The 12,953-nt window shown below is 72.1% G+C and carries 15 protein-coding genes and 1 riboswitch; of the genes, 8 read left to right on the plus strand and 7 right to left on the minus strand.

The genetic code is table 11. From position 1 onward, the window contains the following. Positions 1-32: 32 nt before the first annotated feature. From OO62_RS21965 to OO62_RS21980, 4 genes are read right to left on the minus strand one after another with little or no spacing between them, the layout of a single operon-like run. Positions 33-707 carry an urease accessory protein UreF gene (locus OO62_RS21965; RefSeq protein WP_033269238.1) on the minus strand — a complete coding sequence of 225 codons (675 nt, stop codon included), beginning with the start codon at positions 705-707 and terminating at the stop codon, positions 33-35. Positions 708-748: 41 nt separating this feature from the next. Then, entirely contained in the window at positions 749-2,470 is a 1,722-nt protein-coding gene (locus tag OO62_RS21970) for an urease subunit alpha (protein WP_033269239.1), read from the minus strand. Beyond that, positions 2,463-2,774 carry an urease subunit beta gene (locus OO62_RS21975; protein WP_033269240.1) on the minus strand — a complete coding sequence of 104 codons (312 nt, stop codon included), beginning with the start codon at positions 2,772-2,774 and terminating at the stop codon, positions 2,463-2,465. Before OO62_RS21975 ends, OO62_RS21970 begins: the two co-directional genes overlap by 8 nt. Before the next feature lie 17 nt (positions 2,775-2,791). Then, on the minus strand, positions 2,792-3,094 hold the full coding sequence (locus OO62_RS21980) for an urease subunit gamma (protein ID WP_033269241.1): 303 nt from the start codon (positions 3,092-3,094) through the stop codon (positions 2,792-2,794). 522 nt (positions 3,095-3,616) lie between these two features. Between OO62_RS21980 and OO62_RS21985 the strand changes: the two genes are divergently transcribed. Then, complete coding sequence (locus OO62_RS21985) at positions 3,617-4,561, plus strand: M28 family metallopeptidase (RefSeq protein ID WP_033269242.1); 945 nt, start codon at positions 3,617-3,619, stop codon at positions 4,559-4,561. A 38-nt stretch (positions 4,562-4,599) separates the two neighbouring features. Here the strand turns inward: OO62_RS21985 and OO62_RS21990 are convergent, their stop codons facing one another. Next, a complete protein-coding gene (locus OO62_RS21990) occupies positions 4,600-4,914 on the minus strand; it encodes a type II toxin-antitoxin system Phd/YefM family antitoxin (RefSeq protein ID WP_033269243.1) in 315 nt (104 codons plus the stop codon). A 58-nt stretch (positions 4,915-4,972) separates the two neighbouring features. Here OO62_RS21990 and OO62_RS21995 point away from each other — a divergent pair, with 58 nt between their 5' ends. The 4 genes from OO62_RS21995 (at position 4,973) to OO62_RS22010 (ending at position 7,619) form a co-directional block, all read left to right on the plus strand. Next, entirely contained in the window at positions 4,973-5,608 is a 636-nt protein-coding gene (locus OO62_RS21995) for an ATP-dependent Clp protease proteolytic subunit (protein WP_033269244.1), read from the plus strand. 5 nt (positions 5,609-5,613) lie between these two features. After that, on the plus strand, positions 5,614-5,922 hold the full coding sequence (locus OO62_RS22000) for a hypothetical protein (RefSeq protein WP_033269245.1): 309 nt from the start codon (positions 5,614-5,616) through the stop codon (positions 5,920-5,922). Positions 5,923-6,237: 315 nt separating this feature from the next. Continuing rightward, positions 6,238-6,403, plus strand: a riboswitch (cyclic di-AMP (ydaO/yuaA leader). Between the two features lie 4 nt (positions 6,404-6,407). Continuing rightward, positions 6,408-6,881, plus strand: coding sequence for a C40 family peptidase (locus OO62_RS22005; RefSeq protein WP_033269246.1), 474 nt, complete (start codon positions 6,408-6,410; stop codon positions 6,879-6,881). Positions 6,882-6,971: 90 nt separating this feature from the next. Next, positions 6,972-7,619: a GCN5 family acetyltransferase gene (locus tag OO62_RS22010; RefSeq protein ID WP_033269247.1), complete on the plus strand. Its 648-nt coding sequence runs from the start codon at positions 6,972-6,974 to the stop codon at positions 7,617-7,619. A gap of 79 nt (positions 7,620-7,698) precedes the next feature. Here the strand turns inward: OO62_RS22010 and OO62_RS22015 are convergent, their stop codons facing one another. Both OO62_RS22015 and OO62_RS22020 read right to left on the minus strand, forming a co-directional pair. After that, positions 7,699-8,127, minus strand: a complete 429-nt coding sequence (locus OO62_RS22015) for an ATP-binding protein (RefSeq protein ID WP_033269248.1) — start codon at positions 8,125-8,127, stop codon at positions 7,699-7,701. A 239-nt stretch (positions 8,128-8,366) separates the two neighbouring features. Next, positions 8,367-9,593: an 8-amino-7-oxononanoate synthase gene (locus OO62_RS22020; protein ID WP_078617311.1), complete on the minus strand. Its 1,227-nt coding sequence runs from the start codon at positions 9,591-9,593 to the stop codon at positions 8,367-8,369. A gap of 156 nt (positions 9,594-9,749) precedes the next feature. Here OO62_RS22020 and bioB point away from each other — a divergent pair, with 156 nt between their 5' ends. The 3 genes from bioB to bioD are packed head-to-tail and all read left to right on the plus strand — an operon-like array spanning position 9,750 to position 12,892. Then, positions 9,750-10,898, plus strand: a complete 1,149-nt coding sequence (gene bioB, locus OO62_RS22025) for a biotin synthase BioB (RefSeq protein WP_033269249.1) — start codon at positions 9,750-9,752, stop codon at positions 10,896-10,898. Further along, positions 10,891-12,195, plus strand: coding sequence for an adenosylmethionine--8-amino-7-oxononanoate transaminase (locus tag OO62_RS22030; protein ID WP_033269250.1), 1,305 nt, complete (start codon positions 10,891-10,893; stop codon positions 12,193-12,195). The genes bioB and OO62_RS22030 overlap by 8 nt, the downstream gene beginning before the upstream one ends. After that, a complete protein-coding gene (bioD, locus tag OO62_RS22035; RefSeq protein ID WP_228332607.1) occupies positions 12,137-12,892 on the plus strand; it encodes a dethiobiotin synthase in 756 nt (251 codons plus the stop codon). Before OO62_RS22030 ends, bioD begins: the two co-directional genes overlap by 59 nt. Positions 12,893-12,953 lie beyond the last annotated feature (61 nt).

A 12,953-nucleotide genomic window follows, 5' to 3' on the forward strand; every position in this document is an offset into this window, starting at 1 on the left:
GGGGCGGCGGGGGTCCGGCGGGCGGCCGGGGGTCAGGAGGCGAAGAGGCGGACCGGCCAGGCGGCGTGTGCTTGCGCGGTGATGTCGAGCAGGGGGGCGGACGCGGCGGGCAGTGCGTCGATCCCTTCGGTGGCGACGCGTTCCGCCGCCGCGGCGGCTTGCCGGGCGACCAGGTCGACGTCGGCGGCCAGGTGCGCGAGCACGGCGGTGGCGTCGAAGGGGTCCAGGCTCAGCAGTCGGACGGTCGCGGTGGCCGGGCCGCTGATGCTCTCGTACGCCACGGCGTAGGCGGCGTCGAGCGGCGCGAGGCCCGCGGAACGGGCCGCCAGGCCCAGGACCACGGGCTGGTGCGCGCCGCGCGGGCGGGCCGCGGCGAGCGCGTCGAGGGCGGGGTCCGGCCAGGTGGCGCGGGCCGCCCGCATCATCTGGCGGCCCAGCCGTCTGGCGACCTGCCGCAGCGCCGGTACGGGCGTACGGGCGTCGGCCGCGTCGTCCAGGAGGAGCGGGTCGCAGCCGGCCGCGGCCGCGGCGGCGAGTGCCGCGGCGACCAGGCCGGCGGTGTGCAGCCGGCCCCGGCAGAATCTCTCCAGGGTGGCGGCGTCCTTGATGCGTCCCGCGGCGACGGCCGGTTCGGCGCCGCCCGAGTGGGCGTGTCCGCCGGCGGGAAACCGGCCGTCGGCGAGGACGAGCAGCGCGGCGCGGCTCATCGGCGGTCCAGGGTGTGCGTCGAGTGCTTCATCGTGGCGCGTCAGAAGAGGAAGTACCGCTGGGCCATGGGCAGTTCGGCGGCGGGCCGGGGTTCGACCAGCTCGCCGTCGATGGTCACCGTGAAGGTGTCGGGGTCGACCTGGACCCGGGGCAGCGCGTCGTTGTTGCGCATGTCCGCCTTGGTGACGCCCCGGGTGGAGCGGATCGCCTCGTACCGCTTCGCCAGCGGCAGGCGCTCGGGGAGGTTGTCCTCCAGGGCCTGCTGGGAGACGAAGTTGACCGAGTTGCTGCCGGGGGCCTTGCCGGTGGCGCCGAACATCGGGCGGGGCAGGACCGGCTGCGGGGTCGGGATGGACGCGTTGGCGTCGCCCATCTGCGCATAGGCGATCTGGCCGCCCTTGATGACCAGTTGCGGTTTGACGCCGAAGAACGCGGGGTCCCACAGCACGAGGTCGGCGAGCTTGCCGTTCTCCACCGATCCGACGAGGTGGTCGATGCCCTGGGCGAGGGCCGCGTTGATGGTGTACTTCGCGACGTAGCGCCGGGCGCGGTGGTTGTCCGCGCCGCCGTCGCCGGGCAGGGTGCCGCGGCGCCGCTTCATGACGTGGGCGGTCTGCCAGGTCCGCAGCACGACCTCGCCGATCCGGCCCATGGCCTGGGCGTCGGACGACATGATCGAGATGGCGCCGAGGTCGTGCAGGATGTCCTCCGCCGCGATGGTGGAGGGCCGGATCCGGGACTCGGCGAAGGCCAGGTCCTCGGGGACGGCGGGGTTGAGGTGGTGGCAGACCATCAGCATGTCGAGGTGTTCCTCGACGGTGTTGACGGTGTGCGGCCGGGTGGGGTTGGTGGACGCCGGCAGCACGTTCGGCTCGGAGACCATCGCGATCATGTCGGGGGCGTGGCCGCCGCCGGCGCCCTCGACGTGGAAGGCGTGGATCGAGCGGCCCGCGATGGCGGCGAGGGTGTCGCCGAGGAAACCCGCCTCGTTCAGGGTGTCCGTGTGGATGGCGAGCTGGGCGCCGCTCTCCTCACAGATGTTCAGACAGGCGTCGAGGACGGCGGGGGTGGCACCCCAGTCCTCGTGGATCTTGAAGCCGAGGACGCCGGCCCGCAGCTGGTCGCGCATCGAGGTGAGGGAGGTGGTGTTGCCCTTGCCGAGCAGTCCGACGTTGACCGGCAGGGAGTCCATCGCCTCGAACATCCGGGCCACGTGCCAGGCTCCGGGGGTGATGGTGGTGGCCTTGCTGCCCTCGGCCGGACCAGTGCCGCCGCCGACGAGGGTGGTCACGCCGGAGGCCAGCGCCTCGTCCGCCTGCTGGGGGCAGATGAAGTGCACGTGGGTGTCGATGCCGCCGGCGGTGAGGATCTTGCCGTTGCCCGCGATGATCTCGGTCTCGGGCCCGATGACCAGGTCGGGGTGGACGCCGTCCATGGTGTCGGGGTTGCCGGCCTTGCCGAGCGCGGTGATCCGCCCGTCGCGGATGCCGACGTCGGCCTTGACGATGCCCCAGTGGTCGAGGACGACGGCACCGGTGATCACGGTGTCCGGGGTGCCCTCGGCGCGGGTGGCGCGGGACTGGCCCATCGACTCGCGGATCACCTTGCCGCCGCCGAAGACGGCCTCGTCGCCGGCCCGGCCCGGGCCGCCCGAGCGGTCCTCGGTGATCTCGATGACCAGGTCGGTGTCGGCGAGCCGGATCCGGTCCCCGGCGGTGGGGCCGTAGAGGTCGGCGTACGCCTGGCGGGTGAGCTCAGCCATCGAGGGTGCCTCCGGTCTCGCCGCGCAGGCCCGGGACGATCCGCTTGCCCCCGACGGGGACCAGCTCGACCTCGGTGGGGATGCCGGGCTCGAAGCGTACGGCGGAGCCGGCCGCGACGTTGAGCCGCTTGCCGTGCGCGGCCGCACGGTCGAAGTCGAGGCCGGGGTTGGCCTCGGCGAAGTGGTAGTGGGAGCCGACCTGGACGGGGCGGTCGGCGGCGTTGAGGACGGTCAGGCGCGTGACGGGGAGCCCTTCGTTGAGGCGCACCGGCTCGTCGGCGTGGAGGATCTGTCCCGGGATCATCGTCTGCTCTCCCCCGGTCAGCTGATGGGTTCGTGAACGGTGACGAGCTTGGTGCCGTCCGGGAAGGTGGCCTCGACCTGTACGTCGTGGATCATCTCCGGCACGCCCTCCATGACCTCGTCGCGGGTGAGGACCTTGCGGCCGGAGGACATCAGCTCGGCGACGGTGCGGCCGTCCCTGGCGCCTTCGAGGATGTGCACGGTCAGCAGCGCGATGGACTCCGGGTGGTTGAGCTTCAGCCCCCGAGCCCGTCGCTTTTCGGCCACGTCTGCCGCCACATGAATCATCAAGCGCTCTTGCTCATGCGGGGTCAGCTGCATACGTTCCACCTCACCGTCTTCCCACCCGGACGCATTTGCCCAGGTCACAGGCGTAAGCACACCTGTGACGATAGGTGTACCACGCAGTAATTAAAGGAGGAGCAAACCGACTTCCAGCACTTGGCCATCAAGCGCCCCACACGTGGAGGCTAGTTCGGCGGGATTTCGGTGGCGTTACGACGAGGGTCCTGTCCGCGCCTTCCCCTTCGCCGCTTGTAACAGGGCGACACCACCGCCCGTCACGGCGCGGCAATGCGATTCCCGGTATCGCCGCACGGCTCCACTCCCCGGCGCGGCACCGGGAAATCCCGGCCGACTCCCGCCCCCTGACGCCGCGTCGAGCCCCCGGAACCGCCGGCCCCCACGCCCCGGCGTCCGCCACGATCACCACAAAACCGGCATGTCCCGCTCTGCGGACGCAACTGTCCGGTATCCGCTCTTGACGATCTCCAGGGCCCTCGGAATCCTCAGGTGCGCGTCAAATCAAGCTCCAACCCCCCACATCAGTATCGGAGCCCTACTGTGTCTCGTTCTGCACACATACGCCGGGCCGCGCTGGCCACCGGCACCGTGGCCGCCCTGGCCGCCACCCTCTTCACCACGGCCGCGGCCTCCGCCGATCCGGCACCGGCGGCCGCCCCTGACATCGACGTCAAGGCCGTCAAGGCCGATCTGGACCAGCTGCAGTCGATCGCCGACGCCAACGGCGGCAACCGCGCCCACGGAAAGGCCGGCTACAAGGCGTCCGTCGACTTCATCAAGGGCAAGCTGGACCAGGCCGGCTTCAAGACCCAGCTCCAGGAGTTCGACAACAACGGCGCCAAGGGCTACAACGTCATCGCCGACTGGCCGGGCGGCGACGAGAGCAAGACCGTCATGACGGGCGCCCACCTCGACTCGGTCGACGCGGGCCCCGGCATCAACGACAACGGTTCCGGCTCGGCCGGCACCCTCGAAGTCGCCCTCGCGGTCGCCAAGTCGAACCTCAAGCCCACCAAGCACCTGCGGTTCGCCTGGTTCGGCGACGAGGAGGACGGGATGGTCGGCTCGCAGGCGTACGTCAGCAAGCTCGGCGCCGACAAGTCGAAGATCGACGCGTACCTGAACTTCGACATGATCGGGTCGCCGAACCCCGGCTACTTCGTCTACGACGACGACGCGCGCCTGGAGAAGGTGTTCAAGGACTGGTTCGCCACCAAGAACATCGCCACCGAGAAGGAGACCGAGGGCGACGGCCGCTCCGACCACGCCGCCTTCAAGGATGCGGGCATCGCCGTCGGCGGCCTCTTCTCCGGCGCGGACTACATCAAGACCGAGGCGCAGGCGAAGAACTGGGGCGGCGAGGCGGGCAAGGCGTTCGACGCCTGCTACCACCAGTCCTGCGACACCTCGAAGAACCTCGACGAGAAGGCGCTGGACAACAACAGCGACGCCATCGCCAACGCCGTCTGGCAGCTCAGCTCCTGAGCCGCCCCTTCCCCGCAACGGTCAGCGCGCGCTGACCGTTACCTCTCCCGACCCGGTCGCCGGTCCCCGGCGGCCGGGTCGCGGTGTTCCGCGGCGATCCCGAACCGCCGCCGTTCGCCCGGAGCGGACGGGAGCTGCCGCACGGTCGAGACCGTGCTGATCACCTGCTCGTCCTCCGTACCCTCCTCGCGCCGCCCCAGCTCTTCGAGTAGCTGCAGGTCAGCGGCGGATACCAGCGCCACCAGCGGCTTGCCGTGACGGGTGACGACCACCCGCTCACCGCCGTAGACGACGCGGTTGATCAGATCCGCCAGCTCGGCCCGGGCTTGCGTCACCGGAATTTCGTAGGCCATGCTCCCATTCTAACGGGATGTACATCCTGTACATTTTTTACAGAAGAGAGGAGCGGTCATGCTGCGACCGACGGCCCGCTATGTCCTTCCGGAATTCACCGAGCGCACCTCACAGGGGACGCGCACGATGGACCCCTACTCCAAGCTGCTCAGCGAGCGCATCGTCTTCCTGGGCACCCCGATCGACGACGCCGCCGCCAACGACGTGATGGCGCAGCTGATCCACCTCGAACACGCCGCGCCCGAGCGGGACATCTCGCTCTACATCAACTCCCCCGGCGGCTCGCTCACCGCGATGACCGCCGTCTACGACACGATGCGCTTCGTGTCGTGCGACGTGGAGACCGTCTGCCTCGGGCAGGCCGCGTCCGCCGCCGCGGTACTGCTGGCCGCCGGCACCCCCGGCAAGCGACTGGCGCTGCCCGGCGCCCGGGTGCTGATCCACCAGCCGTCGCTCGACGAACCCATCGAGGGCCAGGCCACCGACCTGCAGATCCAGGCAGAGGAACTGCTGCGCGGCCGCGCCATGCTGGAGGAGATGCTGGCGCGGCACACCGGACAGCCGCGGGAGCGGATCGCCGCGGACATCGAGCGGGACAAGATCTTCGACGCCCCCGCCGCCCTGGAGTACGGCCTGATCGACGGCCTGACCCGCAACCGCAAGCGCTCGCCCCTCCAGCCCGTCGCGCGGTGAGCCGGATGCTGCCGCCCGAGCCGCCGCCGCTGCCGGCGCTGACCCGCGCCGAAGGAGAGCTGATCGACTGCTACCTGGAGGTGCTCGACCTGCTGGGCCGGATCAATCCGGCCCGGGCCGGCCATACCTACAGCGGTCTGCGCGCCGCCCAGGCACTGGTCGGCAAGGCCGGTGCGCTGCGCGACGCGCTGACGCTGATGCACAACCGGGGCGAGAGCGAGTTCCACCGCGCGACGCTGGCGCAGGCGATGCGGGTGCTGGACGGCGAGCGCCGGGCCGGTCTGGTGACCGTACCGCCGCCCAAGGAGTCCTGAGGCGCGACACGGACGGCGAACGGCTGCCCGGACGGCGTAGCGTCCGCGGCCGCTTGAGGGAGGCGACGAATTGCGGGGGACGGACGAAATTCCTGGGGTCCTTGATGTTTCGCCCCAGGTCCCGGGGGTGCGACACCCCCTCTCCCGCCACCTGAAGGAACAAATCTAACCAATCGGCCCAAATGTGGCGCATGTCACATACGGCATTTTCAACTCGGTATTCCACCAGTGAGTGCGTGACGATCCCTTCGACGACAAGACCCCGCCACAGCGGCGGGGCGGTCCGGACGGGCGCCCAATCCCGCCGCCGTGCCGGATGACCGGTCGACGAGGTGGATCGGCGGGAGCGGAGGACCCGAGCAGAACGGGGTGCGGGCCTTGCGGCCACGGACTCCTTGGGGTGAAGCCGTGCAGACGGCCGGGCATCTTCGCCTGCCCGAACCCGACAGGTCTCCCTTCGCAGGCGGCTGACGAAGGGTTTGCGCATGACCGTGCGCACGCACACGCCGAACCTGCTGGCGCGGGCCGGCACCGTTTCCGCCCTGACGCTGGCCACGCTCGGCGCGGCCACCCTCACGCCGGGGGTGACCCCGGACGCCGAGGCCGCGACCGTCGCCACCCATGCGCTGCGGGTCGCGGCCTCCAAGCGGGGCTCGCCCTACCAGTACGGCGCTCAGGGACCGTTCCGTTTCGACTGCTCGGGCCTGATGCTGTACTCGTTCAAGCGCGCCGGCCGGGCCCTGCCCCGCAGCGCGGCCGCCCAGTACGCCCACACCCGGCACATCTCCCTCGCCGCCCGCAAGCGCGGCGACCTGGTCTTCTTCCACTCCAGCCGCGGCATCTACCACGTCGGCATCTACGCGGGCAACGGCCGGATCTGGCACGCGCCCAAGACCGGCGACGTGGTCCGGCTGGAGAAGATCTGGAGCCGCTCGGTCTGGTACGGGCGGGTCCGCTGAGCCGCGGGCGGGGCCGGTCCGCCGCCGGTGCCACGGGCCGGGCTCCGCCGTGCCCGGCCCGTTGTCAGTGACCCACGGTAATTTGACGGGGTGACTTCACCGCTGGGCAACGTGCTGGCCGCCGCGGCGCGAGGAAGCTTCCCGCCACCGGACGGATCGGTGACGGTGCTCCCCCAGCCGTCCGCGCGGGACGTCGGAGTGCTGGCCTTCACCTGCCATGCCGTGGTGTTCGCGGACGTGGAGCCCTCGTGGGTGCGGGAGCGGATATCCCCCGGGGACCTCGCGGGGCCGCTCGCCCCGCCGTTCCTCACCGCGCTCGGCGGGCGGACCGGCCGCGAGGCGAACAACATCGACATGGTCACGGTCGCCGGAGCGCTGCCCGGCCCGCCACCGTTGGAGCTGGTGGAGACGGCGGACCGCGGTCACCCCCGCGCCGTCCGGGCGCTGCGCCACCGCGACGCGGTGCGGGCCTGGACGACCCCCGACGGCGGGACGCTGACCCTCGGCCGCGGGGTGGCCGGCCGCTGGGAGATGTCCTTCGAGGTCGCGGACAGCGGTCAGGGGCGGGGGCTGGGACGTGGGCTGGCGCGGGCCGCCCGGCACCTCATACCGGCCGACGAGGTGCTGTGGGCGCAGGTCGCCCCGGGTAATGCCCGTAGCGTCCGGGCCGTCCTGGCAGCCGGTTTCCTGCCGGTGGGCGCGGAGGTGCTGATGGTCCCGCCCGGGGACCGCGGCTGAGTGCCGTCCCGGAAGTTCCGCTCCGGTCGCCGGTCAGCCGGTCAGCAGCCGGCCGGCGAAAGGTTCCTGCAAGAGCGGGTCAGGGGACCGCGACCTTCCACGGCACCCTGATCCAGACGGTCTTGCCGCCGGACGCGGTGGGCACGACCGAGAGCCGGCCACCGGCTTCGGCGGCGAGGAAGCGGATGATGACCATGCCCCGGCCGTTGTCCTGCTGGACCGCGGCGGGCAGCCGGCGCGGACGGCGCGGGTGACTGTCGGTGACGCCCACCGCCAGCACCTCGTCGCGGTCGAGACGCAGTTCGACGGTGAAGGTCGGGGACTGGCCGCCGGTGTGCTGGACGGCGTTGGTGGCGAGTTCGGAGACGATCAGCCGCACGGAGTCTGCGATGCCGGAGTCCGCGGGCAGCCCCCAGCCGGCGAGCACCTCCAGAGCGTGTCTGCGGGCCAGGGCGACCGAGGCCGGCGCGCTCGGCAGGGTGAGTGAGGATTCCTGGTGGTCTGCCATCACGACGCCGTCCCTTTCCCACCGAGGCCGGCTCCGCTCCGCTGCGCTGGAACCGGAAGGGTGCCGCTGGGGGCACCGGTCCGGCCTCGGACCACTCGCAGAGCGTCAGAGTGCCACTCGGGCCGCCCGTGGTGGGCGGGATCCACCAACATCTACGGATATCTGTCGCCCGATGCGGTGAACTCTGCCACGCGAGACCGGATTTGGAGGGTGCGCCGGCGGCCCGGCGGCGCACCGCTTCAGGCGGCCGGCGCGGTGGCGAGGATCGTTCCGACCGCCCGATCGAGCTGATCTTGCGTCAGGTCGGCCCGGGCGGTGAGCCGCAGCCGGGAGATCCCGTCGGGTACGGACGGCGGCCGGAAACAGCCGACCGCGAGACCGGCCGCCCGGCAGTCGGCGGCCCAGCGTACCGCGGCTTCCGGCGACGGGGCGCGTACGGAGATAACCGCGGCGTCCGGCCGTACCGCGCTCAGGCCCGCCGCGGTGAGCCGGCCGTGCAGCTCGCGGGCGATCTGTCCGGTACGGGCGGCGCGGTCGGGTTCGCGGACCAGGAGCCGGAGCGCGGCGAGCGCACCACCGACCGCCGCCGGGGCGAGTCCGGTGTCGAAGATGAACGACCGGGCGGTGTTGACCAGGTGCTCGATCACCCGGGCCGGGCCGAGCACCGCGCCACCCTGCGAGCCGAGCGACTTGGAGAGCGTCACGGTGGCCACCACGTCGGCGTCACCGGCCAGCCCGGCGGCGGACAGCGCGCCGCGGCCGCCCTCCCCCAGGATGCCCAGGCCGTGCGCGTCGTCGACGAGCAGCGCGGCTCCCCGGCTGCGGCAGGCCGCGGCGAGTTCCGGCAGCGGCGCGGCGTCCCCGTCGACCGAGAACACCGAGTCGGTGACGGCCAGCGCCCGGCCGTCGTGGCCGGTCAGCGCGGTCCGTACGGCCTCCGGGTCGACATGCGGGGCGACGGCGACGCGCGCCCGGGAGAGGCGGCAGCCGTCTATGAGGGAGGCGTGATTGCCCGCGTCGGAGACGACCAGGGTGCCGGGCGCGGTGAGCGCGGTGACGGCGGCAAGATTCGCGGCATAACCGGATGACAGCACCAAAGCGGCCTCGAAGCCGCAGAACCCGGCGAGTTCCGTCTCCAGGTGGGCGTGCAGCTCGGTACTGCCGGTCACCAGGCGGGAGCCGGTCGCACCCGCGCCCCAGCGGTGAGCTGCCTCGGCGGCGCCGTGGGTGACCTCGGGGTGCCGGGCGAGCCCCAGGTAGTCGTTGCCCGCCAGATCGAGCAGCAGGGAGCGGGCCGGCCGGGGGCGCAGCGTGCGGACCAGACCGGCCCGTTGACGCTCGGTTTGCGCCACGTCGATCCAGTCGAAGGCCGCGCGGCGGTCCTGCCCGACGGGCGCGGCCGGGGGCTCCGTGGGAGGCGCGGGCGGGGCGTCGCGGAGCAGCGGCGGGGCGGAGTCCTGCGGCATCGGCGTCCTTCGTCTGTCGGCCTCGATTGTGGGCTGTCGATAGACGTTAGCGGTCGTTCCGCACGGCCACGGTGTGGCGATACACACACCCCGATCGGGACTCGTTGTGGGAATCCTCCTTGGCCGGGGGCGGTGGCGTAGGCCAGGATCATCGTCATGGACCTGCTGAACACACTGGTGGACAAGGGACTGCGGCGCGAGTTGCCGACCCGCGAAGAGGCGCTGGCCGTCCTGGCGACGTCCGATGACGAACTGCTCGACGTCGTGGCAGCGGCCGGAAAGGTACGCCGCCAGTGGTTCGGGCGGCGGGTCAAGCTCAACTATCTCGTCAACCTCAAGTCGGGCCTGTGCCCCGAGGACTGCTCCTACTGCTCCCAGCGGCTGGGATCGAAGGCCGAGATCCTCAAGTACACCTGGCTCAAGCCCGATGACGCCTCCAAGGCGGCCGCCGCCGGAGTGGCCGGCGGCGCCAAGCGGGTCTGTCTGGTGGCCAGTGGCCGCGGCCCGACCGACCGGGACGTGGACCGGGTCTCGGAGACCATCTCCGCCATCAAGGAGCAGAACGAGGGCGTGGAGGTGTGCGCCTGTCTGGGGCTGCTCTCCGACGGCCAGGCCGAGCGGCTGCGCTCGGCGGGCGCCGACGCGTACAACCACAACCTGAACACCTCGGAAGCCACCTACGGCGACATCTGCACCACGCACGACTTCTCCGACCGGGTCTCCACCGTCCAGCAGGCGCAGGCGGCGGGCATGTCGGCCTGCTCGGGTCTGATCGCCGGTATGGGCGAGACCGACGCCGACCTCGTCGACGTAGTCTTCGCACTGCGCGAACTCGACCCCGACTCGGTCCCGGTCAACTTCCTGATCCCCTTCGAGGGCACCCCGCTCGCCAAGGAGTGGAACCTCACCCCGCAGCGTGCGCTGCGCATCCTGGCGATGGTCCGGTTCGTCTGCCCGGACATCGAGGTGCGGCTGGCCGGCGGTCGCGAGGTCCATCTGCGCAGCATGCAGCCGCTCGCACTGCACCTGGTCAACTCCCTCTTCCTCGGCGACTACCTGACCAGTGAGGGCCAGGCCGGCAAGGACGACCTGGCGATGATCGCGGACGCCGGGTTCGAGGTCGAGGGCACCGACACCACGACGCTGCCCGAGCACCGGCGGGCGGGCTGCGGTGGTGCACAGCCCGCGGCCGACGCCGCCGAGGCGCCCGCCGCGACCGTTCCCGCCCCGTCCGACGAGACCCGCCGCGACCTGGTCGCGGTGCGCCGCCGCGGCGCCGGCACCGACCTGCCCCCCAATGCCTGAGCCGCTCGCCCCCCGCGATCTGCTCGCGCTCGACCGGCAGCACGTGTGGCACCCGTACGGGCCGATGCCCGGTACGGCCACGCCGCTGCTGGTCGAGTCGGCGTCCGGAGTCCGCCTCCGGCTGGCCGAACCGGCCGAGGGCCAGGATGAGTTGGTGGACGGCATGTCGTCCTGGTGGTCGGCCGTGCACGGCTACAACCACCCGGTGCTCAACGACGCCGCGCGCGGCCAGCTGGAACGGATGAGCCATGTGATGTTCGGCGGGCTCACCCACGAGCCCGGCGTGCGCCTGGCGAAGCGGCTGGTCGACATCACCCCGGAGCCGCTGCAGCACGTCTTCCTCGCCGACTCCGGCTCGGTGTCGGTCGAGGTCGCCGTCAAGATGTGTCTCCAGTACTGGCGCTCGGTCGGAAAGCCCGCCAAACAGCGGCTGCTGACGTGGCGGGGCGGCTACCACGGCGACACCTGGCAGCCGATGTCGGTGTGCGACCCGGAGGGCGGGATGCACGAGCTGTGGCAGGGGGTGCTGCCGCGGCAGATCTTCGCGGACACGCCTCCGGCCGGCTTCGACGCTCCGCCCGACGAGGCGTACGCGGCACACCTCCGCGAGCTGATCGGCCGGCACGCCGACGAACTCGCCGCGGTGATCGTGGAGCCGGTGGTGCAGGGCGCGGGCGGGATGTCCTTCCACTCCCCCGGCTATCTGCGCGTACTGCGCGAAGCCTGCGACGCGCACGGGGTGCTGCTCGTCCTCGACGAGATCGCCACCGGGTTCGGCCGTACGGGCGCCCTCTTCGCCGCGGAGCACGCGGGCATCGCGCCCGACGTCATGTGCGTCGGCAAGGCCCTGACCGGCGGCTATCTCACGCTGGCCGCGACCCTGTGCACGACGGCCGTCGCCGAGGGCATCTCGCGCGGCGAACTGCCGGTGCTGGCGCACGGCCCGACGTTCATGGGCAATCCGCTCGCCGCGGCCGTCGCCGACGCCTCGATCGGACTGCTGCTGTCCCAGGACTGGGCGCGGGAGGTCAGGCGGATCGAGTCCGGCCTGACCGAGGCGCTGGCGCCGGCCGGCCAGCTCCCCGGGGTCCGCGATGTCCGCGTCCTCGGGGCGATCGGTGTCGTCCAGCTCGACCACCCGGTGGACCTGGCCGCCGCGACCCGGGCGGCGCTGCGCGAGGGCGTCTGGCTGCGCCCGTTCCGGGACCTGATCTACACCATGCCGCCGTACATCACCGGTGACGACGACGTGGCACGCATCGGCGCCGCGGTGTGCGCGGCGGCCCGCGAGGGCTGAGGGAAAGGCGAAGAAGATGTCGGTGCTGTACGTGTCGGGCACGGGCACGGAGATCGGCAAGACCGTGACGACGGCCGCGATCGCCGCGACCGCGCTCGCCCGGGGCTGCTCGGTGGCGGTGCTGAAGCCGGCCCAGACCGGCGTCGCGGCCCACGAACCGGGCGATGTGGCGGAGGTCGAACGCCTGGCGGGCAAGGTCACCACGCTCGAACTTGCCCGCTACCCCGAGCCGTTGGCGCCCGCGACGGCCGCCCAGCGGGCCGGGCTGCCGCCCGTGGGCCCGCAGGAGATCGCCGAGGCGGCCGCGAAGCTGGACGCCTCGCACGACCTGGTCCTGGTCGAGGGCGCCGGCGGGCTGCTCGTACGCTTCGACGCGGACGGCCACACCCTCGCCGACGCCGCGCGACTGTCCGACGCGCCCGTGCTGGTGGTCGCCCAGGCCGGCCTGGGCACGCTCAACGCCACCGCACTGACCGCGCTGGCCCTGCGCACCCATGGGCTCAGCTGCCCGGGCGTCGTCGTCGGCAGCTGGCCGGCCGCCCCCGACCTGGCCGCCCGCTGCAACCTCACCGACCTCCCGACCGCCGCGGACGCCCCCCTCCTCGGCCTGATCCCGGAGGGCGCGGGCGCACTTGCACCGGGGACGTTCCGGGCTACGGCGGTGCGGGACGCTTGGATTTCCCACGTTTTTGTCTGACCCGCCGTGGTGGTTGCTCACCATGGCGCCTGCGGCGGGCCGGGTTGTTGTGGGTGCGGTG

This window comes from Streptomyces lydicus (assembly GCF_000717345.1).
GTDB classification, from domain to species: domain Bacteria; phylum Actinomycetota; class Actinomycetes; order Streptomycetales; family Streptomycetaceae; genus Streptomyces; species Streptomyces lydicus.